The sequence below is a fragment of the Pseudomonas sp. MIL19 genome (genome assembly GCF_028680365.1).
Lineage (GTDB): Bacteria > Pseudomonadota > Gammaproteobacteria > Pseudomonadales > Pseudomonadaceae > Aquipseudomonas > Aquipseudomonas spirodelae.
The window spans coordinates 122,660-149,626 of sequence record NZ_JAPPVG010000001.1 but is presented as its reverse complement, the minus strand read 5'-3'; the positions used below and the strand labels follow the sequence as shown (position 1 = coordinate 149,626).

Annotated in this window: 25 protein-coding genes and 1 other RNA gene; 12 read left to right on the top strand and 14 right to left on the bottom strand. The window is 60.6% G+C overall.

Going from position 1 to position 26,967, the window contains the following annotated elements; all coding sequences use genetic code 11:
- The first annotated feature begins 45 nt into the window (after window positions 1-45).
- From N1078_RS00735 to N1078_RS00710, 6 genes are read left to right on the top strand one after another with little or no spacing between them, the layout of a single operon-like run.
- On the top strand, window positions 46-507 hold the full coding sequence (locus N1078_RS00735) for a (2Fe-2S)-binding protein (protein WP_274086292.1): 462 nt from the start codon (window positions 46-48) through the stop codon (window positions 505-507).
- 1 nt (window position 508) lies between these two features.
- Window positions 509-2,701, top strand: coding sequence for a xanthine dehydrogenase family protein molybdopterin-binding subunit (locus N1078_RS00730; protein ID WP_274086291.1), 2,193 nt, complete (start codon window positions 509-511; stop codon window positions 2,699-2,701).
- 10 nt (window positions 2,702-2,711) lie between these two features.
- Complete coding sequence (locus N1078_RS00725; RefSeq protein WP_274086290.1) at window positions 2,712-3,932, top strand: cytochrome c; 1,221 nt, start codon at window positions 2,712-2,714, stop codon at window positions 3,930-3,932.
- Window positions 3,933-3,945: 13 nt separating this feature from the next.
- Window positions 3,946-5,145: an XdhC family protein gene (locus N1078_RS00720; protein ID WP_274086289.1), complete on the top strand. Its 1,200-nt coding sequence runs from the start codon at window positions 3,946-3,948 to the stop codon at window positions 5,143-5,145.
- A 27-nt stretch (window positions 5,146-5,172) separates the two neighbouring features.
- Entirely contained in the window at window positions 5,173-5,511 is a 339-nt protein-coding gene (locus N1078_RS00715) for a putative quinol monooxygenase (protein ID WP_274086288.1), read from the top strand.
- Entirely contained in the window at window positions 5,508-6,476 is a 969-nt protein-coding gene (locus tag N1078_RS00710) for a GTP 3',8-cyclase MoaA (RefSeq protein ID WP_274086287.1), read from the top strand. Before N1078_RS00715 ends, N1078_RS00710 begins: the two co-directional genes overlap by 4 nt.
- Here N1078_RS00710 and N1078_RS00705 read toward each other — a convergent pair.
- The 5 genes from N1078_RS00705 to N1078_RS00685 all read right to left on the bottom strand — a co-directional run bounded on the left by N1078_RS00705 (window position 6,454) and on the right by N1078_RS00685 (window position 9,607).
- Entirely contained in the window at window positions 6,454-7,053 is a 600-nt protein-coding gene (locus N1078_RS00705) for a nucleotidyltransferase family protein (RefSeq protein WP_274086286.1), read from the bottom strand. The genes N1078_RS00710 and N1078_RS00705 overlap by 23 nt on opposite strands.
- 241 nt (window positions 7,054-7,294) lie before the next feature.
- Window positions 7,295-8,419 carry an alkene reductase gene (locus tag N1078_RS00700; protein WP_274086285.1) on the bottom strand — a complete coding sequence of 375 codons (1,125 nt, stop codon included), beginning with the start codon at window positions 8,417-8,419 and terminating at the stop codon, window positions 7,295-7,297.
- Window positions 8,420-8,509: 90 nt separating this feature from the next.
- Complete coding sequence (locus N1078_RS00695; RefSeq protein WP_274086284.1) at window positions 8,510-9,187, bottom strand: type 1 glutamine amidotransferase domain-containing protein; 678 nt, start codon at window positions 9,185-9,187, stop codon at window positions 8,510-8,512.
- Window positions 9,188-9,269: 82 nt separating this feature from the next.
- Window positions 9,270-9,446 (bottom strand): hypothetical protein, encoded by a 177-nt coding sequence (locus N1078_RS00690; RefSeq protein ID WP_274086283.1) that lies wholly within the window; start codon window positions 9,444-9,446, stop codon window positions 9,270-9,272.
- Window positions 9,440-9,607 carry a hypothetical protein gene (locus tag N1078_RS00685; RefSeq protein ID WP_274086282.1) on the bottom strand — a complete coding sequence of 56 codons (168 nt, stop codon included), beginning with the start codon at window positions 9,605-9,607 and terminating at the stop codon, window positions 9,440-9,442. Before N1078_RS00685 ends, N1078_RS00690 begins: the two co-directional genes overlap by 7 nt.
- Before the next feature lie 749 nt (window positions 9,608-10,356).
- Here N1078_RS00685 and N1078_RS00680 point away from each other — a divergent pair.
- The 4 genes from N1078_RS00680 (at window position 10,357) to N1078_RS00665 (ending at window position 12,586) form a co-directional block, all read left to right on the top strand.
- Window positions 10,357-11,682 (top strand): type II toxin-antitoxin system HipA family toxin, encoded by a 1,326-nt coding sequence (locus N1078_RS00680; protein ID WP_274086281.1) that lies wholly within the window; start codon window positions 10,357-10,359, stop codon window positions 11,680-11,682.
- Window positions 11,682-11,948 carry a helix-turn-helix domain-containing protein gene (locus N1078_RS00675; protein WP_274086280.1) on the top strand — a complete coding sequence of 89 codons (267 nt, stop codon included), beginning with the start codon at window positions 11,682-11,684 and terminating at the stop codon, window positions 11,946-11,948. Before N1078_RS00680 ends, N1078_RS00675 begins: the two co-directional genes overlap by 1 nt.
- Before the next feature lie 152 nt (window positions 11,949-12,100).
- Window positions 12,101-12,316: an AlpA family transcriptional regulator gene (locus N1078_RS00670; RefSeq protein ID WP_274086279.1), complete on the top strand. Its 216-nt coding sequence runs from the start codon at window positions 12,101-12,103 to the stop codon at window positions 12,314-12,316.
- Between the two features lie 114 nt (window positions 12,317-12,430).
- Window positions 12,431-12,586 carry a hypothetical protein gene (locus N1078_RS00665; protein ID WP_274086278.1) on the top strand — a complete coding sequence of 52 codons (156 nt, stop codon included), beginning with the start codon at window positions 12,431-12,433 and terminating at the stop codon, window positions 12,584-12,586.
- A gap of 228 nt (window positions 12,587-12,814) precedes the next feature.
- Here the strand turns inward: N1078_RS00665 and ssrA are convergent.
- Window positions 12,815-13,205: a transfer-messenger RNA gene (gene ssrA / locus N1078_RS00660) on the bottom strand.
- 146 nt (window positions 13,206-13,351) lie between these two features.
- Between ssrA and N1078_RS00655 the strand changes: the two genes are divergently transcribed.
- A complete protein-coding gene (locus N1078_RS00655; protein WP_274086277.1) occupies window positions 13,352-15,898 on the top strand; it encodes a sensor histidine kinase in 2,547 nt (848 codons plus the stop codon).
- 47 nt (window positions 15,899-15,945) lie between these two features.
- On the opposite strand, the gene N1078_RS00650 is transcribed toward N1078_RS00655, so the two are convergent.
- From N1078_RS00650 to N1078_RS00635, 4 genes are all read right to left on the bottom strand, one after another.
- Window positions 15,946-16,191: a hypothetical protein gene (locus tag N1078_RS00650; protein WP_274086276.1), complete on the bottom strand. Its 246-nt coding sequence runs from the start codon at window positions 16,189-16,191 to the stop codon at window positions 15,946-15,948.
- An 80-nt stretch (window positions 16,192-16,271) separates the two neighbouring features.
- Window positions 16,272-19,079, bottom strand: coding sequence for an FAD-binding and (Fe-S)-binding domain-containing protein (locus N1078_RS00645; protein WP_274086275.1), 2,808 nt, complete (start codon window positions 19,077-19,079; stop codon window positions 16,272-16,274).
- A gap of 183 nt (window positions 19,080-19,262) precedes the next feature.
- Window positions 19,263-20,408 carry an FMN-dependent L-lactate dehydrogenase LldD gene (lldD, locus tag N1078_RS00640; RefSeq protein WP_274086274.1) on the bottom strand — a complete coding sequence of 382 codons (1,146 nt, stop codon included), beginning with the start codon at window positions 20,406-20,408 and terminating at the stop codon, window positions 19,263-19,265.
- A gap of 70 nt (window positions 20,409-20,478) precedes the next feature.
- Window positions 20,479-22,173, bottom strand: coding sequence for an L-lactate permease (locus tag N1078_RS00635; RefSeq protein ID WP_274086273.1), 1,695 nt, complete (start codon window positions 22,171-22,173; stop codon window positions 20,479-20,481).
- 307 nt (window positions 22,174-22,480) lie between these two features.
- On the opposite strand from N1078_RS00635, the gene N1078_RS00630 reads away from it, so the two are divergent.
- On the top strand, window positions 22,481-23,257 hold the full coding sequence (locus N1078_RS00630; protein ID WP_274086272.1) for an FCD domain-containing protein: 777 nt from the start codon (window positions 22,481-22,483) through the stop codon (window positions 23,255-23,257).
- Here N1078_RS00630 and N1078_RS00625 read toward each other — a convergent pair.
- From N1078_RS00625 to N1078_RS00610, 4 genes are all read right to left on the bottom strand, one after another.
- Entirely contained in the window at window positions 23,254-24,717 is a 1,464-nt protein-coding gene (locus tag N1078_RS00625) for an ATP-binding protein (RefSeq protein WP_274086271.1), read from the bottom strand. The genes N1078_RS00630 and N1078_RS00625 overlap by 4 nt on opposite strands.
- A complete protein-coding gene (locus N1078_RS00620; RefSeq protein ID WP_274086270.1) occupies window positions 24,717-25,376 on the bottom strand; it encodes a response regulator in 660 nt (219 codons plus the stop codon). Before N1078_RS00620 ends, N1078_RS00625 begins: the two co-directional genes overlap by 1 nt.
- 139 nt (window positions 25,377-25,515) lie before the next feature.
- Entirely contained in the window at window positions 25,516-26,166 is a 651-nt protein-coding gene (locus N1078_RS00615) for a TRAP transporter TatT component family protein (RefSeq protein ID WP_274086269.1), read from the bottom strand.
- Between the two features lie 9 nt (window positions 26,167-26,175).
- Window positions 26,176-26,967 carry an SDR family oxidoreductase gene (locus N1078_RS00610; RefSeq protein WP_274086268.1) on the bottom strand — a complete coding sequence of 264 codons (792 nt, stop codon included), beginning with the start codon at window positions 26,965-26,967 and terminating at the stop codon, window positions 26,176-26,178.

Sequence of the window (26,967 nt, the reverse complement as noted above, 5' to 3'; positions counted from 1 at the left end):
TAACCCAGGTTGTCGGCATCAACACTATTAAGCAGAGGGAAAAACATGCAAACGTTAATCATCAACGGACAGTCGCAGCAGGTTGACGTTGCCGCGGACATGCCTCTGCTATGGGTCTTGCGCGATGTGCTGGGCCTGACCGGAACCAAGTATGGCTGCGGCATTGCCCAGTGCGGCGTGTGCACCGTGCACCTCGACGGCCAGCCAATCCGCTCGTGCGTGACGCCGATTTCCGCTGTGGCGGGGCGCTCGATCACCACCATTGAGGCCATCGGCGAGACGGCCGTGGGCCAAGCCGTGCAGCAGGCCTGGCTGGCGCACGAGGTGGTGCAATGCGGTTACTGCCAATCCGGACAGATCATGGCCGCCACGGCGCTGCTGCAGAGCCAGCCGAAGCCCGATGATCAGGCCATTGATGCCGCCATGGCGGGCAATCTGTGCCGCTGCGCCACCTACACCCGGATTCGCTCGGCCATTCACAGTGTTGGCCAGGTTGAGGAGGCGTGAGATGAAAAAGCCTAACGAAACCAATGTTGATATGTCCCGTCGCCGCCTTTTGCAGGGCAGCGGCATCGCCCTCGGTGGCTTGGTGTTGAGCACCTGGCTGCCGCCGCTGGTGGCCAAGAGTGCCGCCGCCGATGCGGCGGCGGCAGGCCGCCTGGGCGATCGCTCTGCTGAGGGCTTTGGGGCCTTTGTGCGGGTGGGCCCCGATGGTGTGGTCACGGTGATCTCGCCGAAGATTGAAATGGGCCAGGGCGCGCAAACCGGTATTGCCATGATGGTCGCCGAGGAGCTGGAAGTGGCCTTGGATCAGGTGGTGATCCAGGAGGCGCCACCGAATTCGGCGCTGTATACCGACACCCTGCTGCAGTTTCAGGCCACCGGTGGCTCGACCTCTACCCGTTACACCTGGGAGCCGCTGCGTCGCGCGGGTGCTACGGCGCGCATCCTGTTGATCCAGGCGGCGGCGCTGCAGTGGCGCGTCGCGCCGAGCCTGTGCCATGCGCAAAACGGCCAGGTGTTTGGCCCCAATGGCTTGCAGGCGGCCTATGGCGACTTGGTCGAAGCGGCTGCGACGCTGCCATTGCCCGACACTGTACCGCTGAAAATCCCCGAGCAGTTCAAGCTGCTGGGCACCCCCGCGCAGCGTCTGGACACCCCCGAGAAGGTCAACGGTAAGGCGCGCTTTACCATCGATCTGCAAATCCCCGGCATGCTGGTGGCCTCCAGCATCACCTGCCCGGTGCACGGCGGCCGGCTGCTCACGGTGGATGATAGTCAGGCGCGCCGGGTGCCCGGGGTGCGCGACATTGTACGCCTGGACAATGCAGTGGCCGTCACCGCGAGCAACTTCTGGGCCTGTCAGCAGGCCATCAAGGCGCTGAAGATTGAGTGGGACTTGGGGCCGCATGCCGCTATCGGTTCTGCGCAGTTGGACCAGGAGCTGCTCGCGGCCAGTAGCAGTGATGGTGTGGTTGCCAAGCGCAGCGGCGACATTGAACAAGCCAAGCAGCAATCGGCCAGCCAGTTTGAGGCGGTTTACGAGCAGGCGCTGTTGTCGCATTCGCCGCTTGAACCCATGAGTTGTGTGGCCCATGTGCGCAAAGATGCCTGCGAACTGTGGGTCGGCACCCAGGTGCCGGTCTTCGCCCAACAGACGGCTGCGCAAATCACCGGGTTGCCCGTGGAAAAAATCCAGGTGCACAACCAGCTGATCGGCGGTGCATTTGGCCGGCGTCTGGAGTTCGACTTCATCACCCAGGCGGTGGCCATTGCGCGCCAGGTCGCTTACCCGATCAAGCTGATCTGGAGCCGTGAAGAGGACATGACCCACGACCTCTACCGGCCGCTGTACGCCGACCGTATGCAGGCCGCGCTCGACGCGCAGGGACGGCCGCTGGGCTGGGAACACCGCATCGCCGGCGCCTCGATTCTCGCCCGCTATGCCGGCAGCTTACCGGCCAACGGCGTGGACGCCGATGCCGTGGAAGTGGCGGTGGACCCCATCTACAGCCTGCCTAATTTACAGGTGCGCTATATCCGCCAGGAGCCGAACGTCGTGCCCGTGTCCTGGTGGCGCGGCGTGGGCCCGATGCGCGGCACTTATGCCCTGGAATGTTTTATTGATGAGTTGGCGCACAACGCCAAGGCCGACCCGGTGGCCTACCGCCTGGAACTGATGGCAGACCAGCCACGTGCCCAAGCGGTGCTGCGCCTGCTGGCCGAGAAGTGTGACTGGAACCAGCCGTTGCCCGCAGGGCAGGGGCGCGGTGTGGCGGTCAGCGCGGTGTTCGGCAGCTATGTGGCGACCCTGGTTGAACTGGAGATGCAGGGCGATTTGGGCCTGCGCATCAAGCGTCTGGTCAGTGTGGTGGATTGCGGTTTTGCGACTAACCCAACCTCGGTTAAGGCGCAGATCGAGGGCGGAACCTTGTTTGGCCTGTCCGCCTCGCTGTTCAACGAAATCCTGATCGACAACGGCCAGGTGCAGCAAACCAACTTCCACACCTATCGGCAGCTGCGCATCAGCGAAGCGCCGGCGGTGGAGGTGCACCTGCTGCCGAGTCTGGAAGCACCGGGTGGCGTGGGGGAGGCCGGTACGGCCTTGATCGGCCCGGCCCTGGTGAATGCCTTGTATGCGGCCTCGGGCCAGCGCATTCGTCGCCTGCCGCTGAGCCGCTTCGGCTACTACCCGGTTTAAGGAGCACCTGATGAAATTAATAAGCAACTTACTGACGCTCGCTAGCGCGGCTCTGCTGGCGCAAGCGGCCTATGCGCAAGACGACTCGCTGGCTAAGGGCGAATACCTCACGCGCGCCGCCAACTGTGTGGCGTGTCATACCGTGCCTGGCGGTCAACCCTTCGCCGGTGGCGTTGAGTTCAAGCTGCCGTTCGGCTCGCTGTTCTCGCCCAACATCACCCCGGACGTGCAAACCGGCATCGGCGCGTGGACGGATGAGGAGTTCGTCAGCGCCCTGCAAACTGGCGTGGGCCGTGATGGCAAACACTACTACCCGGCGTTTCCCTATACCTCCTACAGCAAGATGTCGCGCGATGACATTCTCGCCATCAAGGGCTATCTGGCCAGCCTGGAACCTGTTGAGCAGGCGCCGCAGGAAAACCACATCAGCTTCCCATTCAACCAGCGCTGGGGCATGGCTGTGTGGAATCTGCTGTTCCTCGACGACGCGCCGTTTCAGGCGGACAGCCAGCACTCGGACGAGTGGAATCGCGGTAAATACCTAGTAGAAGGGGCGGGCCACTGCGGCGAATGCCATTCACCGCGCAACGTATTCCAGGCGGTCAGCAGTGACCGCTCGTTGGCCGGCAACCTGCTGCAAGGTTGGAACGCCTACAACATCAGCGCTGACCCCGTGCACGGCATCGGTGCCTGGCCCACTGACGTGCTTGCTGGTTATTTGAAGGATGGCGCCGCACCAGGCTTGGGCTTGTCCTCAGGGCCGATGGCGGAAGTGGTGGAGAACAGCCTGCGCCATTTGACCGATGCAGACCGCCAGGCGATTGCCGTGTTTCTCAAAGACTCAGCGCCGCGCAGTGAAGGCGTACCTCGCCCGCAGCAGGTCACACTGGCGGAGCAGGGCAGCGGCAATGCGCTTGGCAATAAGCTGTTCGCCGACGCCTGCGCCAGCTGCCACCGTTGGGACGGCACCGGCACGCAGAGCCAAACGGCCATGCTGCTGGGCCTGAAAACGGTCAACGACCCGGCTGCCAGCAACTTGCTGGGCATTCTGTTGAGTGGCCATGGTGCCGCCGACACCCCAGTGGATCGGCGTATGCCGTCGTTTGGCACTATTTACACCGATCAAGAGTTGGCCGCGCTGAGCAGCTTTATCCTGCAGCGCTTTGGCGACAGTGGCGCGCAGGTCGCGGTGTCGGCTGTTGCCAAGCGCCGGACCGAGTCCTTGCATTGAGCGGAGGTGGCGCATGTCGGGCCTGAACACATTGCTGGATGCGCTCCTGAGCGAGCGTGAGTCTGGCCGTGAAGCGGTGCTGGCGACGGTGGTTAAGGTCGAAGGCTCGGCTTATCGGCGGCCCGGTGCGCGCATGCTGGTGTCGCGCTTCGGCCGGCCCGAGGGCACCATCAGCGGTGGCTGCCTGGAGGCAGAAGTGGCGAAAAAGGCCTGGTGGCTGACCGAAGCCGGGCCAGCGCTGCGCAGCTACAGCACTGCCGAGGCGGATGAGGCCAGCGAGGAAGCGCTGAGCTTCGGCCTGGGCTGCAACGGCAAGGTTTATGTGCTGTTCGAACGCGTGCCGGCCAGCGGCCCCTGCGCCTTGGTCGATGCCTTGCGCGGCGTGCGTGACAGCCAGCAACCGGCGGCCATCGCCACGGTGATCGCCAGCTCGGGCGCGGCTGCGCCACGGTTGGGCGCGCGCTTGTTCTTGCGGCCTGGGCAGGGTGCCGAGGGCGAGCTGCTGGGCTTGGCGCTGGCTGAGCACATCTGTGCAGACCTGCAACAAACTTTGCTGGGCGGCAAGTCATCCCGCTGTCTCTATCCCCATGGCGCCGACGAGGTGGAGGTGCTGCTGGAATACCTGCCGCCCGTGCGCCGGCTGGTGATATTTGGTGCGGGCCATGATGCCCAGCCGCTGGTGCGCATGGCCAAGCTGTTGGGCTGGCACGTGACGGTGATCGACGGTAGGGCGCACTTTGCCCGCGCCGAGCGGTTTGCCGAGGCTGACCAGGTGCTGGTCGGCGATGTAGAGCAGCCTTTCGCCTATCACGAACAGGTGCGCGGGGCCGCGGTGGCGGTGATGACCCACAGCCTGGTGCAAGACGCGCATTGGCTCCAGGGTGTTTTGCACAGCGCACCCTGCTATGTCGGCCAGTTAGGCCCGCGCGAGCGCACCGAGCGCTTGTTGGCCGGTATTCACGCGCAGCAGGGCGACCTGCCGGGGCTGGCGAGTTTGCATTATCCGATTGGCCTGGACCTGGGCGGCGACACCCCGGAAAGCGTGGCCATGGCGGTGCTGGCGGAAATTCAGGCGGTGCTCAATGGCCGCACTGGCGGCAGCCTGCGTTTGCGCGCCGCGAGCATTCATGACAGCGACCCGCTGCGCATCGCTGGCCTGGAGCAAACCGCTGTTGCTGCCGAGGCTTGCCCGCAATTTGCCGTGCAGCGCTGATAACGATCAACCAAGGAATCCATCTGCATGAATCAATCCCTACGTGTTGTCGCGGTGCTCACCGCCAAGGCCGGCAAAGAGCAGCAGGTCGAGCAGGTTCTGCGTGCCTGCGTGCAACCCTCGCGCGCCGAAGACGGTTGCCTGTCTTACGATCTGAATCGCTGCATTGAACAGGCTGGGCGGTTTGTCTTCGTCGAGCGCTGGGCCAGCCACGAGGCGATAGCGCTGCATCGGCAGATGCCGCATTACACGGCCATGGCCAAAGCCCTTGGCGAGTTGCTGAGTGACCGTCAGGTTTATGTGCTGGAAGCGCTGGCTGAAGATGGCGAATCAGCCGTTGGCTCCGATGTGGGCATGGCTGGGTGATCGTTGATCGACAGGGTCGGCGTTTCCGTAAACTTCGCCTTAGCCTCACCGCCGCCTGCAATTACGCCTGCACTTACTGTGTGGCCGATGGCCGTCGCTTGGTGGCCGCGCGTGATGAGCTGACGGCCGCGTCGATGCTGCGCGCCGTCGAGCTGCTCAAAGATGTCGCGGGTATCGATGCGCTGCGCATTACCGGCGGTGAGCCGCTGCTGAGTGACCGGCTGGAGCCTTTTCTGCAGGGCATCGGCGCATTGGCGTTGGCGGATATCAGCCTGACCACCAATGGCCAGTTGCTGGCCGGCAAACTGCCGTTGCTGCGCAGCGCGGGCATCCAGCGGCTCAATGTGTCCCTCGACACGCTTGACCCTAGCGCCTTTCGCACGATCGCCAAGGGTGGCGACCTGCAGACGGTGCTCAACGGCATCGAGCAGGCGCGCCGAGCGGGCATGAGCATCAAGATCAACATGGTGCCGATGCGTGGCAGCAACCTCGATCAAGTCATGCCGATGTTGGCGTTCTGCCTGGAGCAGGGCTACGAATTGCGCTTTATCGAACTGATGCGCATGGGCCATCTGGCGCAGCATGCAGAGGCTTTCCGCGCCCAGTTCGTTGGTCAGCGCGAGCTGCTGGCGTTGATCAGCGAGCGTTATGCCTTCACCCAGGCCGAGGCCGAGCTAGACGCTACCGCGCTGCGTTACAGCGTTGGCGAGCGTGGGGCGTTCGGCATTATCGCCAACGAAAGCGCGCCCTTTTGCCGCAGTTGCAGCCGCCTGCGGTTGTCGTCTACGGGCTGGTTATACGGGTGCCTGTCATCCAATCGCGGGCACTTTATGGGCGGGCTATTGGATCTGCCGAGTGAACAGGCACAGCCGCAGTTGGCAGGTTTGCTCAGTCGCGCGTTGGCGGATAAGCAAGACGCTACGTTTACCGGCAGTGCGCTGATTATGAAATCGGTGGGTGGCTAAGGTCAGCGGGCGTGTCGACGTCGCGCAGAATGCCGCTGTCAGTAAGCGTCACGGTAATCACCTGCTGCGCATGGCTGGCGATCAAGCCCTTGGCCCCATTCTCACCGTGCAGTTGCATCAGCTGCGGCCAAAAGCGCCGGCCGAATAACACCGGGTGGCCGCGCTGGCCCTCGCAGTAAGCCACGACGATATGTTCAGCGTCGGCCTGCGCTCGCAGTTGCTGCAGGGTCGCGACAGAAATCCACGGCATATCCCCGAGCAGCACCGCCACCGCAGTGGCCTGCGTGTTTGCCAGGCTCTGGATACCGGCGGCCAGGCTTGAGCCCATGCCCTGTTTGGCGTGGGCCGCGCGCACCAGCTGAACGTCAGAGGGAATAGCCAAGGCCTGTGCATCATCCTCAGTCTTTATCACGACCCGAACATCGCTGAAGGCTTCTTGCGCGCGCAACACCGTCGCGCGCAGCAAGCTGTTGCCGTCTGCCAGCTGGGCGCGGCGTTTGTCGCTGCCGAAGCGTTGACCGGCGCCGGCGGCAAGTACCAGGCCGATACAGTCCGGGGTGCTGTGCAGTTCGCTCATCTTGATAAGTCCTTAATGGTCTGCCGGGTTGTTTCTCCGCGCAGCGCTTGAGTATGGACGTGCAGGCAGGGGCTTGGGCAGCGCTCAGGTATATGGCTGCGAATGATGGATTATCCAGGCGCGGCATGGCCGCGTCTGTCATCTCGCGTGACGCCGAATGCGCCAGCCCGTTAGCTGCCGCATTTTCGGTCCGCGAGCATACGGCCGCCAGCGTTAAGCCGCGACGGCCGCTGGTGCAGGTTTACTCGGCGTAGGTGGGGTAGTCGCTATAACCCTTTTCCGTGCCGCCGTACATGCTGGCAGGGTCGACCGGGTTGAGCGGCCAGCCATTGGCAATGCGCTGCGGCAAATCCGGGTTGGCAATGAACGGTCGGCCAAAGGCGATCATGTCACCCAAGCCTGCCTCCAGGGTCTGCGCCCCGCGCTCTGTGGTGTAACGGCCGGCGTAGATGATGCGGCCGCTGAACGCCTCGCGCACCTCACGGCGAAAATCCTCGGGGAGCGCGGGGGCATTGTCCCAGTCGGCTTCGGCGATCGACAGGTAGGCGATGCCGGCCTCTTCGAGCACTTTGATGGCCTCGATGTAGGTGTTGTGCGGGTCTTCTTCAACCAGGCCCAGGTAAACCCGGTCCTCTGCTGTGCTTTCAAACAACGGCGCGAAGCGCACGCCCAAGCGGTCGGCACCAACAACCTCGGCTACGGCTTGGACAATCTCGCGCAGGAAGCGCAAACGGTTGTGCAGCGAACCGCCATATTCATCGTCGCGCTGGTTGCTATGCGCGGAGATAAACTGATTGACCAAATAGCCGTTGGCACAATGGATTTCCACACCATCAAAGCCGGCACTCAGGGCATTGCGCGCGGCCTGCGCGTACAGCTGCACCAGTTCTTTGACCTCAGCATTGCTCAGGGCGCGGGGCACTGAAGGCTCGGCCAGCGCGCCGGCACCTGGGCCGGTTTCAATAAATACTTTGACGTTGGTCGCTGCTATCGCCGACGGCGCTACCGGCGCGGCGCCATCGGGCTGCAGTGAGGTGTGCGAGACCCGACCGACATGCCAGAGCTGGGCGAAAATGATGCTGCCGGCGGCGTGCACGGCGTCGGTGACGTGGCGCCAACCGTCGATTTGCGCCTGGCTGTGAATGCCGGGCGTCCAGGCATAACCCTGACCGCGGGGTTCGATCTGTGTGCCTTCGGTGACCATAAAGCCTGCGCCGGCACGTTGCTGGTAATAGGTGGCCATCAGCGGGTTGGCGATGTTCCCCGGCTGGGTGCTGCGCGAGCGCGTCAGTGGCGGCAGGACGATGCGGTTGTTGAGCATATACGGGCCGAGTTGCACCGACTGAAAGAAGCGACTTGTATCCATTTTTACATTCCTGTTGAGACCCGGGGCCACCTAGCGGCCACAGGCGAAAAGTGCGCCGCTGCCAGCGTTGGCAACAGCGTGACGCCGGCCTTAGGCCAGCAGTTTGAGCAACGCGTGGGCAGTGGCTTCGGAGGAGGCCGGGTTCTGGCCGGTGATCAGCAGCCCGTCGGTGACGACATGCACCTGCCAGTCGGCGGTCTTGCTGTAATGGCCGCCCTGGGCTTTGAGCATGTCCTCGACCAGGAACGGCACCACCTGAGTCAGGCCCACAGCCTCCTCCTCGCTGTTGCTGAAGCCGGTGACCGACTTGCCGGCGACCAATGGCTGTCCGTCGTTGCCTTTGACGTGGCGCAGCACCGCAGGTGCATGGCAAACCGCCGCAACCGGCTTGCCGGCGGCGATGGCGCGCTCGATCAGGGCGATGGACGCGGCATCTTCGGTCAGGTCCCACAGCGGGCCATGGCCGCCGGGGTAGAACACGGCATCAAACTCGGCGCTGCTCATGTCGCTGAGTTTTAGCGTGTTGGCCAGCGCATGCGTGGCAACTGAATCGGCCTCGAAACGGCGGGTGGCGTCGGTCTGGAAGTCAGGCTCATTGCTCTTTGGGTCAAGCGGTGGCTGGCCGCCGTTGGGCGATGCCAGAGTCAGTTGCGCGCCAGCGTCGCTAAAGGCGTAGTAAGGCGCGGCCAGCTCTTCGAGCCAGAAACCGGTCTTCTCACCCGTGTCGCCAAGTTGTGCGTGGGAAGTCAAAACGAGGAGGATTTTCATGTGGTTTACCTTGCGATTAAACGTGCGTGTGGCTGTTTGCTTATGTGCCGCCAGCGTGGGTGTATAGCGCTAGCGGCGCGGCTTAGAGGCTCGTTTCAAGCACCCGGCGGCTGACGTCGCTGTGTTCGCCGAGGTCGGTTAGGTGGTGTGTGGCGAGCTTGTCTTCGTCGCCCTGGCGGATCTGCCAAACCCGCTCGGCGTATTGCAGCAACTTGGCGCGCTTGGCTTCAAAGCGAACTTCAAGGTTTGCGGTTAGCACAATGGCCAGCGTGCATGTGTCAGCGTGCCGACTTTCGCGGCACGCTGACCGCCGTAAAGCAGCAGCACACCAGCTTCAGTCGGCACTAAATCATCCAGGCGACTGATGGTGTCGCGGCCAAAGACAATGCGGGTAGGGTTGTAAAAGTCGAAGCTGAACATGTCCTTATCCTGAATAGACCAGTCGTCTATTTTTGCTGCAAAGTCTTGCGCGGGGTTGCCGTGAGCGCGCGGCGCAATGTGCGTAGTGTTCGATGTTCAGTGCGCCGTGGCGTGCTAAGAGTTTTGCCCTATGAGGCTTTGTGCGCTGTTTTACTGGGCCAGATGCTGGTCTGAGTTCACCTTTGGCCTGCAATATATTTTAAAATAGACCAGTCGTCTATATTGCTGCCAGGTTTTCTCATTACCCTCGCTCCCAGGATTCGTCAGGCGGTTGAGCCAGGTGGGGAGTGTAAAGACGTGCCCGTCCATTGATGTATGTCGGAGTCAATGGCACTGAGTGTCGGGTATAGACTGGATTTCAGGCACAAAAAAAGACGTCCGAGGACGTCTTTTTTTTGTATTTGGTGGACCGGGGGGATTTGAATCCTAAACCTCTTACCCCTGCTCAAATCAACGGTTTCAGGCCAGTTGCCTGTCGCCAGTGATTTGTTGGAATTCTTACAGTCACGGCCCTGAGTATAGAAACCTTGAGCTCTTCGTCAAGTGGCATGTAGCGAATCCAAATTGTGGTTTCAAATCCTAGCGGGGGAGTTGAACCCGCGCAGTGCCTAGGTAAGTGTCTGCTGAGCACCGGATTTCTATGGGTATTAAAGTGCCCTTTTTGATTGTTTTAAAGCCTTTATAGGCATTTAATTGCCTTTTTGTTGCGGCTTAGCTAAGGTTTAGGCATTAAATTGCCGGTGATTACTATGCACAAGCTCACTCTACAAATCTATGCGGGTGGCGAATGGCAGGACGCCATGGGGATTGGTTTCGAGCAGCCTGACCTAGGGTTGGATGGTCCTTGTACGTATGGGTACGAGCAGGGCTATCTAGTGGGCTCCCTCGACTCGATTAGCACTCGTCTGAATGGCGCTGTCAGTGCCACTTTACCTCTGGGTTGGGACTCTTGGCGGAGTAAGAAGGCTCCGGCTTTTCTCTTCGATATCTTGCCTGCTGGCGCGGCTAGACGCTTTTTGCTGAAACGTTTGAGTGGTGAGCGACCGGAGGGCATGAACCTGGATTTGTTTCTGTTGGGGCGCTGTACGCCTGCGCCTATTGGAAATTTGCGAATCAAGGAGTCGGCAGGCGCAATCGAAGGTAGTCCTGTGTTGGGTTTTACGCGAGACGAAGTGGTCAGCCGCGATTCACGCTTTTTGGAGTATGCCTATGAGCAGGGAGCTGCCATTGGTGGAGCTACCGGAGCAGGCGGTGAAGCCCCTAAGCTACTGTTAACCGAAGACCGCCATGGCGCATTGCATCCTGACGCCGTATTGCCCGATGCAGATGCTGTGCAGCACTGGTTTGTGAAGTTCGCCCGCAACAAAGCCAGTCAGACCGACCAGGACATCCTACGCAGCGAGTACTGCTTCTATCGAGCGATTCAGCAGTTGGGGCTCGATACCATCGCAGCCGAAGGATTGGCTTTGGAGGAAGGAAAGAAGCCCAGCCTGTGGATGCACCGCTTTGATCGTGGGGTTGGTCCTGCAGGCGTTAATCGTGTCGCTGTTGAGTCGATGTATTCACTGTCGGGCGTAGTCGAAGCTGGCAGCTATATGTCGCATTCGGATGTACTACGAAACTTGGTCGCGTTATGGCAGAACGTTGGACAGGCCGAACAGGTTGGTGATTTGGTATTCGAGTACATGCGGCGTGATTTACTGAATCAGATTCTTGGCAACTCAGACAATCATGGTCGAAACACCTCAATCCTTCGAACTGAGCAAGGCGTGAGCCTGGCTCCACTCTATGATCTGGCTCCCATGGTCATGGATGATGAAGGCGTAACGCGTACAACAAAATGGCCAAAGCAGATTGAGATGGCAGGTCAGGTCGACTGGAAAGCTGCCTGCGATGAAGCTGCTGAGTGGATCGCGCCTGATGAGCTATTTCAGCGGCTAAGGATCGCAGCACAAAATTTCCTGGCTTTGCCTGACTTGCTGAGTGCCGACGGACTGCCCGCGGCTGCAATGAATCATCCGCGCATAGCGTTGCGAGATCTGCCTCAGCGGCTCAAAAACTGGGGGCTTATCTAATGGACATTCTTGAGCGAAATCGGATTCTTACCGAGCTACAGGAGCAGCTGGCTTCTGGCGAAATCACTATCGGCGAGGCAGTTAGGCGTTTACGCAAGGACGTGACGGGGTTGCAACAGGCTCGGTTCGCGCAGATGTGTAAGCTGTCCCTGCGGGCCTTGCGCCAACTAGAGCATGATGAAAGCAACCCGACTGTTCAGACCTTGAATAGCGTGTTTAATCCGTTCGGTATGCAGGTTGGCATCGTGCCCAGAAACTCACGCTGAACGTTGGGTAGCTGCTTAAATTAAGTCTCACCATAAAAAACCAGATAGCCAATAGGCTCACAATTTCCATTTAAGATCACAGGCAGGCTGGGCCCACTAGCTGGCAGGTTCAAATCCCTTTCTTCCCCCTAAGCTGATCGGGAAAATTGCTTGTGCGAATTATCCGCCTGAAAGAAGTCATCTACTCGACCGGCCTAGCCAGATCGACCCTCTACAAGTACATCGGTGAGGGCACTTTCCCGAAGTCAGTCTCGTTAGGCGACCGTTCCGTCGGCTGGATCGATACCGAGGTACAGGAGTGGATCCTGGCAAGGATAGAAGATCGCGATAAGTGCGACGTTACTGATGGGGATGTCACGTTTAGTTAGAGCTGCTCGCCAACACTCTTTCATCATGCGCTCATAGCCGCGCGTCTGATCAGTCGAAGCCAGCTTTGAAGGCGAGGGGCGAATGGCCCAGACCCGATTAGTACTCGACAGGGTGTGCTTGATCTCGTCGTGAAACCTGCTGAGCTCACGGAGAATGAAATCCCCGCCGCGCTCCACGCGGTCTTCGTCGCATTTTTGCAGAAACTCTTGGAAATGCAGATTCAAGTGTTTCGTCAGGTCGCGCGCAAGCGCTTCGTCATTCCCGAGTGACCAGCGAATTTGTGCCGGAAGCTTAGGGTTGAGTGCAAAGTGCTTTGGGAAAGTGAGGTAATACTGAAAGCCAGTTTTGGCTTGGAAGACCAGGTGTGGGACACCTGTTTTGCTTTGGCGCTTGGACATAATGGCATACCTATTTGGATTCACAGAAGGACTGTGAGAAATCCAAAGCCATCAAATCAGTCCTGAAGCCCCCGTTCTAGAGAGCTCCAGGTAGGTATTTGGTGGAACCGGGGGGATTTGAACCCCCGTCCGCCAGTGTTCCGCTTTCGGTACTACATGCTTAGCCGTGTCTACTGAGTTAATCCGCAGCCGCCCGACGGGCAGGGTGCTTTGGACGAGTTGTGTAAGTTTTAGCCGCTTTGTCCACAACGTACTACGCGGCGATCCTGTTCTGCATGACAATCACTTCAGGTTTACAGGCATCCCCTAGTGATCGCTGGAGCCGAAGCTACCAGAAGGACTAGTCGCGCCGCTTACGCAGCGAGAGCGTAGCCCTCGTAGTTTTCGTCATTGGCAACTATAAAAGTTGCAACAGTGGATTTACGACTTCTGTTACCAAGTCGGCATGCACCTAGAGTTTCACTACCGGCGTCGAATCCTAATCGGTCCCGAAACTTGTGTTGCTGGTACTAGGACGAGAGTCTACGCCAAAGGTTCCGCAGCGTCGACCCGGTAATTGCCGGGCGGACGTCGGCGTATTTGCCGGCTATGATTGCCGCCTATAGATCCGCTTTGTCTTTTGGATGAGACTCCCGTATGCCGCGCGCTTCACGTTACCCCTTGCGTCAGTGGATTTGGCGCGCTTTTGTGCAGAGTGCGCTGATCCCATTGATTTTGGTTGAGTCGGTGCTGATCGGGGTGTACCTGTTCAGCAATGCGGCGATTCGTGATGCGCAGATCGAGCATTTGCAGCAGAACGCCCTCGATGATTTGTCAGCGGCAGTGGTGCGCGAGGTGCAGGTGATCGATGGTCGTCTGCGTTCGGTTGAGGCGCAGGTGCAGATATTTCGTGATGCCGCCGCTAATGCCTTGGGGAACTTGGCGTTTCAGCCTGATGCGCTTGAGCGCCAGCGCCATGCATTGACGGATAGCGGGGTGTTTTACAGCCGCAGTGATGATGGCCGTGCGGCCTCCTTCTATGCCAACAGTATGCCACTGGCCCAGCAGGATCACGCCAAGGCATTACGTCTTGCGCAGCTCGACCCGTTGATGCGCTCGATTCGGGCGGCCAACCCGCGAGTGGCTTCGGCCTATTTCAATACCTGGGACAGCTATAACCGCATCTATCCGTTCTTTATGACGCCCGAGCAGTATCCCCATGACATGGTGATACCCGATTACAACTTCTATTATCTGGCCGACGCCACGCACAACCCTGAGCGCAAGGTGGCGTGGACCGAGGTGTACCTCGACCCCGCGGGTATGGGCTGGATGATGTCGGCAGTAGCACCGGTGTATCGCGGTGATTTCCTCGAAGGCGTGGTGGGCCTAGATATCACGGTTGGGCAGATGCTCGGCGAGATCGATGACCTGGATGTGCCCTGGCAAGGTTATGCCATGTTGGTCAGCCGTGATCACAACATCATGGCCTTGCCGAGTGCCGGCGAAACGGATTTTGGCCTGCGTGAGTTGACGGAATATTCCTATGCCGAAGCGGTGCGCCGTGAGGTGCTTAAACCCGAGGATTTCAACCTCGCCAAACGTACGGAGATGCAGTCACTGTTGCAGGCCATGGCAGCCGGGCAGGGAAATGTGCAGGAAGTGCTGCTGGGCGGTCGTAAGCAACTGATCGCCTGGAGTGAGATCCCCCAGACCGGTTGGCAACTGCTGTTAGTGGTTGATGAAGAACAAATCTTTAGCGAGACCAATCGACTGGCCGAGCGTTACTTGCAGATTGGTTATCTGCTGATTGCAGGTTTGGCGCTGTTCTACCTGCTGTTTTTTGCCCTGATGTGGCTGCGCTCGCGGCGTTTGAGTGAGCAGTTGGTGCAGCCGATTGATGGCATTGTCGGAATGATGCGTGAGTTGGGCCGAGGCAACTACCAGCCAGCGGCGCCCAGCAGCCAGATCGACGAGCTGGCGAGCATGGCGGCGGCGGTGCAGCACACGGGCGAGCAATTGCAGGCCAGTGAGGTGCAGCGTGTGGAGGCGCAGCGGATTCTCCAGTTGGTGCTGGAAAGCACCACAGAGAGCCTCTGGGAAGTTGAAACGGAAAGCATGAGCATCAGCCTCAGCGACCGTTTTCTTAAACGCTTTGGTCTGGCTCATCGGAAAATGAGCTTCAGCGAGTTTAATCAACGTGTACACCCCGATGACCTGGAGCGTATTCGTCACTTGCGCCAGCTATTTGTCAGCAGTGCAGAGGACGATGTCGAAGCAGAGTACCGCTATGCCGATGCTCGCGGCGATTACGTCTGGTTGCTCAGTCGCGGTAAGGTGCTGGAACGTGACAGTGAGGGGCGGGCGCTGCGCTTAGCCGGTACCTATGTCGATATCAGCCGGCTCAAGCAGGTGCAGGAAGACTTGCGCAGCGCGAGCATCGATGCGCAGGCGGCGAGTCAGGCCAAGAGTCGGTTTTTGTCGAGCATGAGCCATGAGCTGCGTACGCCGCTCAATGCGATTTACGGCTTTGGTCAGTTGATCGAGCTTGAGGTGCAAGACAAGCCTGAGGCCACGCTAGAAGCCGATTACGCCCGTGAGATCGTCAATGCCAGCCGTCACCTGGCTTCATTGGTCGACGATATTCTCGACCTTTCAAGCATCGAGAGCCGCCAGCAGCAACTCAAGCTACAGCCGGTAGAAGTCGGCGCGCTGCTGCATGGCTGCGCCGAGCTGGTGCAGCCACAAGTGCAGCAGCGCCAACTGCAGTTACAGGTGCTGGCAGAAATCGATGCGGGCCTGTACGTGCAGGCGGATATGCGTCGGCTGCGTCAGGTGATGCTTAACCTGCTCTCCAATGCGATCAAATACACCCCCCCGCAAGGGCTGATTCACATGGGCTATGAGTTACGCTCGGGCTGTGTACGGCTTTGGGTTGAGGATAACGGTACCGGGCTTACCGCTGAGCAGCAGGCCAATCTGTTTCAGCCTTTTCAGCGTTTGGGCCGAGAGAACTCGAACATTCCTGGCGCCGGAATCGGTTTGGTGTTGTGCCTCGAGCTGGCCACGTTAATGGCCGGCGAGATGGGCTTTAGCAGCAGTGCGGGCATAGGCAGCCGTTTCTGGATTGACCTGCCGGGCGCAGCGGTTCCGCCGGAGCAGGATGCCGTGAGTATCGAAACGCTGTTTACGCCACCTAAGTAGCTGGCGTGCTGTGCAAGGTGTAAAGCCCGTTGGTTTAATGACTCGGGCTATTCGCTGGCATCAAGCAATTGCAGGGCTTCACCCAATACCTTGACGGACTGGCTGTGATTACCGGCTTTGTGCAGGGCTTCGCCTTCGCTGCGCAGTTGCTGCACCTGTGCAAGTACTGTGGCATCGCTGGGCGGGTTGGTTTTCAGCAGCTCATCAATCTTGGCCATGTCTGCTGGGCAGTGCATGGCCCAGAGTGAGGTGCTGAGTAATGCGGTGGCAAAAAAAGCGACTAAACGGCGCATGGTGATACTCCAGCAGCGGGGTTGGGCTTTCAGTATAGAAAGCCCATGCCGGCTGACTGCGCCGTTGGTCTGCTTGGTGTTTAGGCCCTGGCGCTGCTGACCCGGTCGAGCAGATAGACCAGCCCGTGATAATCGATGCCGCCATGCTGGCTCAGGCCGATTTCGCAGGTGCGACTGGTGCTGATGCCTTCTTCGCAGTACTGCACGGCGGATTTCAGGCTGCGCAGGGCGTGATCGTTCAGCTCCGGGGTGGTAAAGCCTTTGTCGCCGGCAAAGCCGCAGCAGTGGATACCTTCGGGAATGACGACCTCTGTGGTGCAGCGCCGCACGATATCGATCAAGCCCTGCGCTTCACCCAAGTGCTGAGTACTGCAGGTGACATGCACGGCCACCGGTTTTTCCTGCGCGGTGATGTCTAAGCGGTCGAGCAACTGCTCGCGGATAAACTTCACTGGGTCATGCAGCTTGAGTCGGCTGTCCAGGCCATCTTCAAGCAGGCGCAGGGTGCACGGGCTGGTGTCACAGTAAATCGGATCAAGGCCGCCACGGCTGGCTTTGAGCAGGGCGTCGATCAGTTCCTGTTTTTTGCGCTCGGCCTGCTCGCTGTAGCCTTTGGAGGCAAACGGCTGGCCGCAGCACAGGCTGTCCAGGTCCGCCGGGAACACCACCTGGAAACCACCTTTTTCCAGCAGCGCGCGGGTTTTGTCGAGCAGTGGCATTTGCTCGGCATCGGTGGCTGCCGGGCCCATGGCGCGGGATACGCAGGCGGCCAGGTAAACCACTCGCGGGCGCGCGTCTTCGATGGCCGCCGGCAGTTGCAAGCGCTGCAGCGGTTGCGGCATGGCTGGGGTCCATTGCGGCACGCGACCCTGGCTGGCTCTGCTGATAGCGGCCGAGGTGCGGCTGAGCAGCGGTGCGCCCATCAACAGGCGTGCGCCGTTGGCGATATGCAGCATGACGCGTGCGCCCTGCATGGTGCGGTGGAAGTTGTTCGCCAGCCAGTCGGCGCTGCGTTGCTTGTTGGCGTCACGGCCGCGCAACTGGCGCACCAGATCGCCGGTGTTGATCCCCACCGGGCAGCGCTGGGCGCATAGCCCGGTGGCCGCACAGGTGTCGATGCCCTGGTACTGATAGGCCGCTTCCAGTTCGCGGGTATCGACCCCAGCGCGCTGTTTCGCCTGGATGTCGCGCCAGATCACGATGCGCTGGCGCGGGCTCAGGGTCAGCCCCTTGGAGGGGCAGACCGGCTCGCAGAAGCCGCATTCGATGCACTTATCGACGATTTCATCGGCGGCCGGCAGTGGTTTGAGGTGTTTCAGGTGAATCTGAGGGTCATCCGACAGCACCACATCCGGGTTAAGGATGCCTTGCGGGTCGAGCAGGCGCTTGATTTGCCACATCAGCTGATAGGCCTCACTGCCCCATTCCAGCTCGACGAAGGGCGCCATATTACGCCCGGTGCCGTGTTCGGCTTTCAACGAACCGCCGAACTCCACAGCCACCAGCTGCGCGACATCTTGCATAAAGGCTTCGTAGCGGGCCTTCTCCACCTCGCTGTCAAAACCCTGGGTAAACACGAAGTGCAGGTTGCCTTCCAGGGCATGACCGAAAATGATCGCCTCGTCGTAGCCGTGTTTATCGAACAGCACGAGCAGGCGATTGACGCCTTCGGCGAGCTGTTCGATGGGGAAGGTCACATCTTCGATGATCACCGTGGTGCCGGTCTGGCGCACCGCGCCGACGGCGGGGAAGGTGTCCTTGCGGATCTTCCACAGCAGGTTGTAAACGGCCGGGTCTTCGCTGAAATCCACCTGCTTTTCCAGGGGGAAGTCGGCGATGGACGCCATGATCAGTTGCAGCTGTTCGTGCAGCAGGCTCTGGCTGGCCGCGCGCGATTCGATCAACAGGGCGCAGGCGCTGTTGGACAGGCCCTTGACCCATTCCGGCATGCCGGGTTTGTCCTGCACTGAGCGCAGGCTGCGGCGGTCGAGCAGCTCCACGGCAGATACCGGCTGTTGCTTGAGCACGGTCACCGCGCGGCAGCAGCTTTCTACATCGGGGAACACCAACAGGGCACTGGCCTTGTGCGGATGATCGGGCACGGTGTTGTAGGTCACCGCACTGATAAAGCCCAGGGTGCCTTCGGAACCGACCATCAAGTGGCTGAGGATATCCAGTGGCTGATCGAAATCGACCAGGGCGTTGAGCGACAGCCCGGTGGTATTTTTCAGCCGGTACTTGTGGCGAATTTTCGCGGCCAGGGCGCTGTTGGCGCGGGTCTGTTTGCCCAGTTCGGCCAGTTGCGCGAGCAGGTCGGCGTGGCTGGCGAAAAAGCGCGCGACGCTGAGTGGGTCTTCGCTGTCCAGCACCGTGCCATCGGCCAGTACCAGGCGGATGCCCGCCAGGGTGTGGTAAGTATTCTGCGCGGTGCCGCAGCACATGCCACTGGCGTTGTTGGCGACGATGCCGCCGATTTTGCAGGCGTTGATCGACGCTGGATCGGGGCCGATTTTACGCTGGAAAGGCGCGAGAACGGCATTCGCCTGGGCACCGATAACGCCGGGTTGCAGGCGAATCTGCGTGCCTTCGCCACGGATCTCCCGACCGTTCCAGTTATCCCCCAAAACGATCAGCAGTGAGTCACTGATCGCTTGGCCGGACAAGCTAGTGCCGGCGGCGCGGAAGGTCACGGGCACTTTGTGCATGCCGGCCAGCTTGAGCAGCTCGACCACCTCCCGCTCCGCCTCGACGCGCACCACCAGCTTGGGGATCAGCCGGTAGAAGCTGGCATCGGTGCCGAAGGCCAGGGTCGACAGCGGATCATCGAAGCGCCGTTCGGCGGGAATCAGCTGTTGAACCTCGGTCAGGAAAGTCGCGGGCAGGCTCATGGGCACTCCGGAAATGGTCGGTTGGTGAGGCGCTACGTATGTGCCGGGTCGGTTGGGCGTAGCACATCGGGGCTGATGACGATGCGGGGGCGCCGTCACCCACCGCGCGGCAGGTAGTCCACCGTCGGTGGGTGACCGGGCACACAAGCCGCTGCGAGCGTTTAAGTACGCTCGCGCACCTGGTTAGTGGCCCAGTTCGCGCACCAGGGAGTCGGCGCTGATCTCGCTGATCGATTTGGCCCCGGTCAACACCATGGCCACGCGCATTTCTTTTTCAATCAAGTCCAGCAGGTTGCTTACGCCTGCCTGGCCGGCAACAGCCAGGGCGTAAATAAAGGCGCGACCGAGCAGCACCGTGTCGGCGCCCAGGGCAATCATGCGCACTACATCTAGGCCGGTGCGGATGCCGGAGTCGGCGAGAATCGCCAAGTCGCCTTTGACGGCATCGGCAATCGCCGGCATCGCGCGGGCGCTCGACAACACGCCATCCAGCTGACGACCACCGTGGTTGGAAACGACAATGCCGTCTGCCCCGAAGCTCACAGCGTCCTTGGCATCCTGCGGGTCGAGAATGCCTTTGATGACCATTGGGCCGTCCCAGAACTCACGAATCCACTCCAGGTCTTTCCAAGAGATCGACGGGTCGAAGTTGTTACCCAGCCAGCCGATGTAGTCCGCCAAACCAGTGGGGTTGCCGCGGTAGGTGGAGATATTGCCCAGATCATGCGGCTTGCCCATCAGGCCAACATCCCAGGCCCATTGCGGATGGGTCACGGCTTGCAGCATGCGCCGTAGCGGTGCATTCGGGCCGCTCATGCCGGAATGGGCATCGCGGTAGCGCGCGCCGGGCACGGGCATGTCCACAGTGAACACCAGGGTGGTCACGCCGGCAGCCTTGGCGCGTTCCAGGGCGTTTTTCATAAAGCCGCGGTCTTTCAGCACATACAGCTGGAACCACATCGGCCGGCTAATGGCCGGTGCGACTTCTTCAATTGGGCACACCGAAACGGTGGACAGGGTAAAGGGAATACCCTTGGCCGCTGCGGCCTTGGCGGCCTGAACTTCACCGCGACGGGCGTACATGCCGGTCAGGCCAACCGGGGCCAGGGCCACGGGCATGCTCAGGGTTTCGTTGAACAGGCGGGTTTCCAGGCTCAGTTCCGACATGTTGCGCAGTACGCGCTGACGCAGGGCAATGTCCGCCAGGTCGGACACGTTGCGCTTGAGCGTGTGCTCGGCATACGCGCCGCCATCAAGGTAGTGAAACAGAAACGGCGGCAGCCGGCGTTGGGCGGCGGCGCGGTAGTCGGTGGAGGCAGAAATGATCATGGATTCACCCAGGTGGGAAAGGGTTTTTACAACGCCTAGGGCGCGCCGTATCGCGCGCCCTAGGCGGTTATCAGCCAGCTATCAGCGGGTCGCTGATGCCCAGTACATACACCGCGAACAGAGCAATCAGGCCGGTAAACAGTACGTAATACAGGGTAGGCCAGATCGTCTTGCGCAGGATGCTGCCTTCACGGCCCAGTAGGCCGACAGTTGCCGAGGCGGCGACCACGTTGTGGATGGCGACCATGTTGCCGGCGGCGGCACCGATGGCCTGTGCCGCAACAATTAGCGCGCTGGAGATGCCCAGGCTGCTGGCCACGCCGAACTGGAACTGGCTGAACATCATGTTGCTAACAGTGTTGGAACCGGCAATAAACGCACCCAGCGCGCCGACACTCGGTGCCAGCAATGGGTAGACGCCGCCTACGCTGTCGGCGACCCAGCGCGCCATCAGGATCGGCATGCTCGACAGCTCAGCCGCATTAACCCCAGAGTTAATCAGGATGCGCACCATCGGCACGGTAAACAGCAACACAAAGCCGGCGCTGAGCAGTACCCCAGACGATTCTTTGACCGCCGAGCCGAGGGCGCGCAGCTTCATGCCATGCAGGAAGAACGTGGCGAGCACCACGGCCACCAGAATGCCGCCCGGCAGGTACAGCGGCTGGAAGTTGGCGCTGACACCAGTTTCACCCAGCAGGTCGGGGAAGTTCAGCATCACGCCTTTCAGAGCGGCGCTGACCTCGGGGAAGATTCGGCTGATTACCAGCAGTACGCCAACTAGCACGTAGGGCAGCCAGGCGCGCAGGGCACTCATCGGCTTGGCCGTCAGCTGGTCAAGTTTCATTTCTACGGTGCCCAGCCATTCAGCCGGCCATTTGTCCGCTGGGGCAAAATCCCAGGTGGTTTTTGGCAGTAGAAACCCCATGCGCGCGGCGCTGGTGACAATCGCCAGGCCAATCAAGCCGCCCGCGAGAGACGGGAATTCCGGGCCGAGGAATATGCCAGTCAGTGCATAAGGAATGGTGAACGAGAGGCCGGCAAAGAGGGCGAACGGCAAGACCGCAAAACCGGCCTTCCAGCTTTTCTCGGTGCCGAAGAAGCGCGTCAGCATCAGCACCATCACCAGCGGCATTACGGTGCCGACAATGGCGTGGACAATCGCCACTTCACTGGTGATCAGCTGCATGAACTGCGCCCAGGACGAACCCTGTTCAAGCAGTTGTGCGCCGATGGTGGCTGAGTCCAGGCCCGTATTGACCCCGACGATGATCGGCGTGCCCACCGCACCGAACGACACCGGTGTGCTTTGCACCAGCATGCCCATCAGCACCGCAGCCATGGCCGGGAAGCCGATGGCCACCAACAGCGGTGCAGCGATGGCAGCGGGCGTACCGAAGCCGGACGCGCCCTCAATAAAGCAGCCAAACAGCCAGGCAATGATGATCGCCTGAATACGTCGGTCCGGGCTGATGGTGGCGAAGCCCGCACGAATCGCGGTGATGCCGCCGGAGTGTTTAAGGGTGTTGAGCAGCAGGATCGCGCCGAAGATGATCCACAGCAAACCGAGGGTAATCAGCAGGCCCTGTACGGTAGAGGCGAGGACGCGGTTGAAGCTCATGTCCCAGGCAAATAAGCCGACGCAAGCCGTCAGCAGGTAAACCAGCGGCATGGCGTGCTTGGCTGGCCAGCGTAAGCCAATCAGCAAAATGGCGGCCAGCAGAATAGGGGAGAAGGCAAGTAGAGCAAGAAGACCCGTCGACATGATGATCCCTCCTTAGCGCTGCGCGCTGCGCAAAAGTGAGTGCGGATGCAGCGTGACGGCAAGTGATAAGCGTGTAGCCAACATAGGAGGACCTCGATGGGTTCTTTGAATTGTTTTGGCCATATTGGTAAGACCAATTTACAAGCAAGCGCGGTCAGGGTAAAAGTGCAGGCTCAGACCTGTCAATCAGCCCGCTTACGACTTTAGTCATAAGCGGCTGTCTTGCGAGCCCGGTGAGCCAGTTATAGGCTTGCTTGCGGCGGGCCAAAAGCCCATGGCGAGTGGTCAAACCAGTGGAGTGCGGAATATGGACGTAGGGTCGGTGAGGCAGCGCCGTTTGTCGGACGATATCGTCAGCCAACTGGAAACGATGATCCTCGAAGGCACGCTCAAGGCGGGCGAGCGCCTGCCGGCGGAACGGGTGCTGGCTGAGCAGTTCGGCGTGTCGAGGCCGTCGCTGCGTGAGGCGATTCAAAAGCTCGCGGCCAAGGGTTTGTTGATCAGTCGACATGGCGGCGGCAATTTTGTTGCACAAACCCTGGGCTCGACGTTCAGTGACCCGCTGCTCCACCTGCTGGAGAGCAACCCCGAAGCGCAGCGCGACCTGCTTGAGTTTCGCCACACCCTGGAAGGTTCCTGCGCCTTTTATGCCGCCCAGCGTGCCACTGAACTGGATCGCCAACGCCTCAGTGAGGCCTTCGCGGCGCTGCAGGATTGCTACAAACGCAGCGGCAAGGTGACTCGCGCCGAAGAGGGTATCGCCGATGCCAGCTTCCATTTAGCGATTGCCGAAGCCAGCCATAACGCCGTGCTGCTGCACACCATTCGTGGGCTGTTCGACCTGCTCAAGCGTAACGTGGTGACCAACATCGGCGGCATGTACGCCCAGCGTGATGAAACCCGCGACATGCTGATCGAGCAGCACCGCGCGTTGTATCAGGCGATTATCGACGGGCGCGCCGAAGACGCGCGTGCACTGTCTAACCGGCATATCGACTATGTGCAGGAAGTGCTGTCTGACGTGCAGCAACAGGTGCGTCGCGAAGCGCGCGCCCTGCGCCGCGGTACAGGGGTAAAACGTTAGCGGTTTCTCGGCAGCCGTACGGCAACCTCTAGGCCGCCCAAGGGTGATTCGCCCAGGCTGATACTGCCGCGGTGCAGCTCTACCACGCGGCGTACGATAGACAACCCGAGGCCCGCACCCTGGCCGGCGCCGAGCCGGTAGAAGCGTTCGAAGAGTTTTTCCCGCTGCGCCTCTGCAACTCCAGGGCCGCTGTCCTGCACGCGCAGGATTATGGCGTCTGCCTGCGCGTCTAATTGCACCTGGATATGCCCGCCGTCAGGGGTGTATTGCACGGCATTGCTGACCAGGTTCTGCAGCAGCGTACCCAGGCTCGGGCCATCGGCGAGCAGGACATAATCGGCAGGCTCAATGGCGTCGAGGTTGAGCTCCTGGTGTCGCTCCAGGGCCAGCGGAATCAGCTCGGCCAGTTCGTTGCGCACATAGCCGAGCAGGTCCAGCTCACGCATGGCCAGTTGCACCACGTTGGGGTCCAGACGCGCCAGGGTCAGTAGTTGCGCCACCACGCGTGTGGCGCGTTCAACGCCGGCCCCTAGCTGGTGCAGGGCGTCGTTGCGGTCTTGTGGGTCGGGGGCATCCATGGCGTTTTGTGCATGAATGCGCAGCACCGCCAACGGGGTGCGCAGTTCATGGGCGGCATCGGCAATAAAGCGTTTTTCTTGATCCAGCAGCTGGTTGACCTGCATCAGCAAGCGGTTGAGCGCGGCGCCCATCGGCTCCAGCTCGATGGGCAAGGGCTCCAGAATTAGCGGTGCGAGGTTATCGGGGGCGCGCGATTTAATCAGTTCGGCCATGCGCTGCAATGGCCGCAAGCCCCAGCCAATCGCCAGCCACACCAGTAAGGCCAGCAGCGGCAGGCCGACCAGATCGGGCAGCAGGCTGCGCAGGGCAATTTTCGTCGCCAGTTCGCCGCGTACATCCTCGCGCTCGGCCACCAGAATCATGTGGTTGTCTTGGCTGTCGCGCAGCATAAACAAGCGCCAGTGATACCCATCCAAGGGCACGGTGTGATAACCGACCAGCTGTTCCGCCAGGCTCGACAGCGGTTCCGTATCGAGATGTTGGTGCGCATTGGCATCGTTTTCGTGGAAGTCTTCGACCATCTTGGCCAGTACCCCGGTGGGCGCGCTCGCCGACTGCAGAAGCATAACGCCCTGTTCGTCGAGGACTTGAAACGCCAGCTTGCCTTCGTAGTCATGGCCGGCGCGTATTTCTCCAGTGGCGCTGTTCTGGCGGCTCTGTAGGGCTTGATTTAGGGAGCTCTGCAGGCTTTCACGATCACTTTGCGACATATTCTGGCCAACCAAACCGGCCAGCAGGCGCGCGGTTTGCGCAAGCTGCGCGTCGAACAGCTCCTCGATTTCATGCTGGGCATCACGGTAGCTTTTATAGGAAATCAGGGTCATCGACAGGCTGAGTACGCCGAGTACCAACAGCAGCGTGCGCGCACGGATTGAACGCATCAGGCTTTATCCACTAAATAGCCAACCCCGCGCACGGTGCGGATCAGCTCGGGAAAGAATTTCTTGCGCAGGTGATGCACATGCACTTCCAGGGCATTGCTCTCCAGCTCTTCATCCCAGCCATAGAGCGCTTGCTGCAGCTTGTCGCGGGTCATCACCCGGCCCGGCTGGGCGAGCAGTTCATGCAGCAGGAGGAATTCCTTACGCGGCAGGTTGACCGCCTGGCCCTGATAGCTGACGGCCTGGCTGACCGGATCGAGGCTGATGCCACGATATTCCAGTGCCGGTTGCGGGCGGTTGAAGCTGCGCCGCAGCAAGGCGCGCAGACGGGCCTTGAGTTCGGCGACATCGAAGGGCTTGACCAGGTAATCATCGGCCCCGGCATCCAGCCCGGCGATACGGTCGCTGGTGGAATCGCGGGCGGTCAGTACCAGCACCGGCACCGGGTTGGCCGCCGCGCGCAGGTGTTTGAGCACTTGCAGGCCGTCCATGCGTGGCAGGCCGAGGTCGAGGATGGCCAACTCAAAACTCTCGCTGGTCAGCGCATGCAGTGCACTGCTGCCATCCTGTACCCAGTCGACGGTGTAGCCTTCGGGCTTGAGCGCGGTGCGAATCCCTTCGCCAAGGGCTTTGTCATCTTCGACCAGCAGAATACGCATGCAGCCACTTCCTGTTTTTTATTCAAATGTGCGTGCTGAGACTAACAGACCCTTGAAAAGCCTAGGCGAGGAAGTCGAGGCTGTTCTTAGCACCTGATCTGCTCCACAAGGGGCCGATCAGGTGGAGTTTAGCGACGTGTTACTTGAGCTCGGCGTTGACCTTGCTCAGTAGCGCCTGAATATCCTGTTTGCGGCCGGCATCGGCGGACAGGCGATTAGGGCGTGCAGGCGCTTGCAGGGCTTTTTCCAATGCTGCTTTGGCTTCGGCATAGCGCTTGGCGCGGGCCAGGTAATCGGCATAGAAGTAGTTGGGGTCGATGCCGTCCGGGTTGATGGCCAGGGCCTGCTTGAGCATGGCTTCGGCTTTTTCATCATCGCCAAAGCCGATTGGCCAGCCGGGCACTTGGTAATACAGGCTGCCGAGGCTGGTGTAGGCCGAGCCGGAAAGCGCTTTGGGGTCCAGGGCCAGGCCTTGTTCCAGGCTGGCTTTGGCTTCCTTGACCAAGCCGAGTGCGCCCAGGCCGCCCTTGGCACCCGCGTAGGTGCTGAGGATGATGCCGTTCCATATATGTAATTCAGCGGCGTCTGGCTCGGCGGCGACGGCTTTTTGCGCCTGCTCGCTGAGGCTGGCAAAGGCTTTTTCGCGCTGCTCTTTAGGCACCTGATAATTGATCTCGGCCCAGCGGTCTTGCAGGCTTTGCAGTTGCGTCTGACCTTGTTCGCTTAACGCGAAGGCGGGCAGGCTGGCGAAGCAGAGCAGGGCGCAGGCGGCGTTACGGATAGGGTTCATACAGGCTCCTTAGGGTTTGCTGCGGGCAAAACGCTGAATAATCGGTAGTTGCTTGCGCAGGGCCTGGTCGACCACTCGCGGCAGCAAGCTGTTGAGGCGTACGAAGAGTTTTTCCGGCCAGCCGAGGTAGCGTTCCTCTTCCTCGCGGCGGATGGCGGCCAGCAGTTGCAGGGCTACGCTGTGCGGGTCGTCCATGGCCACGTTCAACTCGTCATTCATGGCCACCACGTTAGCGGCGTTCATGCTGGTTTGCGTCGCACGTGGGGCGAAGTAGAGAACCTTCACCTGAGTGTCCGCCAGTTCACGGCGCAGGGCTTCGGAGAAGCCGCGCAGGGCGAACTTGCTGGCGCAATACGCGCTAAAGCCGGGGTAACCGATGGAGCCAAATGTCGAACCGAGATTGACCACCAGCGCGCGGCCTTGCTGGCGCAGCATGGGCAGCAGGCGGTGGGTCAGTTGCAGCGTAGCGGTGACATTGAGGCCGATCAGATCAGCGATGGCCGTTTCATCATGCTGCTCGAGCAAGCCGAAGTGATTGACCCCGGCAGCGTTGATCAGCGTGTTGATGCCGCCGAAGCGCTGCGCGGCAGCGACTACGGCTTCACGGCCGCTGCGTTCACGGATGTCGGCCTGCACCACTTGGACCTTGCTTGTGTGCGCATTTGCCAGCATTTGTAAGGCGTCGGTTTGGCGGCAGACTAGTAGCAGTTGCGCGCCTTCTTCCAGCAAGGCTGCGACCAACGCCTGGCCGATCCCGCCGCTGGCACCGGTAATCACGGCGCGGCATTCGGAAAGTTTCAT

Coding starts and splice junctions, on each gene's coding strand:
- N1078_RS00735 (WP_274086292.1), top strand. CDS start 46: ATGCAAACGTTAATCATCAACGGACAGTCGCAGCAGGTTGACGTTGCC.
- N1078_RS00730 (WP_274086291.1), top strand. CDS start 509: ATGAAAAAGCCTAACGAAACCAATGTTGATATGTCCCGTCGCCGCCTT.
- N1078_RS00725 (WP_274086290.1), top strand. CDS start 2,712: ATGAAATTAATAAGCAACTTACTGACGCTCGCTAGCGCGGCTCTGCTG.
- N1078_RS00720 (WP_274086289.1), top strand. CDS start 3,946: ATGTCGGGCCTGAACACATTGCTGGATGCGCTCCTGAGCGAGCGTGAG.
- N1078_RS00715 (WP_274086288.1), top strand. CDS start 5,173: ATGAATCAATCCCTACGTGTTGTCGCGGTGCTCACCGCCAAGGCCGGC.
- N1078_RS00705 (WP_274086286.1), bottom strand. CDS start 7,053: ATGAGCGAACTGCACAGCACCCCGGACTGTATCGGCCTGGTACTTGCC.
- N1078_RS00700 (WP_274086285.1), bottom strand. CDS start 8,419: ATGGATACAAGTCGCTTCTTTCAGTCGGTGCAACTCGGCCCGTATATG.
- N1078_RS00695 (WP_274086284.1), bottom strand. CDS start 9,187: ATGAAAATCCTCCTCGTTTTGACTTCCCACGCACAACTTGGCGACACG.
- N1078_RS00685 (WP_274086282.1), bottom strand. CDS start 9,607: ATGTTCAGCTTCGACTTTTACAACCCTACCCGCATTGTCTTTGGCCGC.
- N1078_RS00680 (WP_274086281.1), top strand. CDS start 10,357: ATGCACAAGCTCACTCTACAAATCTATGCGGGTGGCGAATGGCAGGAC.
- N1078_RS00675 (WP_274086280.1), top strand. CDS start 11,682: ATGGACATTCTTGAGCGAAATCGGATTCTTACCGAGCTACAGGAGCAG.
- N1078_RS00655 (WP_274086277.1), top strand. CDS start 13,352: ATGCCGCGCGCTTCACGTTACCCCTTGCGTCAGTGGATTTGGCGCGCT.
- N1078_RS00650 (WP_274086276.1), bottom strand. CDS start 16,191: ATGCGCCGTTTAGTCGCTTTTTTTGCCACCGCATTACTCAGCACCTCA.
- N1078_RS00645 (WP_274086275.1), bottom strand. CDS start 19,079: ATGAGCCTGCCCGCGACTTTCCTGACCGAGGTTCAACAGCTGATTCCC.
- lldD (WP_274086274.1), bottom strand. CDS start 20,408: ATGATCATTTCTGCCTCCACCGACTACCGCGCCGCCGCCCAACGCCGG.
- N1078_RS00635 (WP_274086273.1), bottom strand. CDS start 22,173: ATGTCGACGGGTCTTCTTGCTCTACTTGCCTTCTCCCCTATTCTGCTG.
- N1078_RS00630 (WP_274086272.1), top strand. CDS start 22,481: ATGGACGTAGGGTCGGTGAGGCAGCGCCGTTTGTCGGACGATATCGTC.
- N1078_RS00625 (WP_274086271.1), bottom strand. CDS start 24,717: ATGCGTTCAATCCGTGCGCGCACGCTGCTGTTGGTACTCGGCGTACTC.
- N1078_RS00620 (WP_274086270.1), bottom strand. CDS start 25,376: ATGCGTATTCTGCTGGTCGAAGATGACAAAGCCCTTGGCGAAGGGATT.
- N1078_RS00615 (WP_274086269.1), bottom strand. CDS start 26,166: ATGAACCCTATCCGTAACGCCGCCTGCGCCCTGCTCTGCTTCGCCAGC.
- N1078_RS00610 (WP_274086268.1), bottom strand. CDS start 26,967: ATGAAACTTTCCGAATGCCGCGCCGTGATTACCGGTGCCAGCGGCGGG.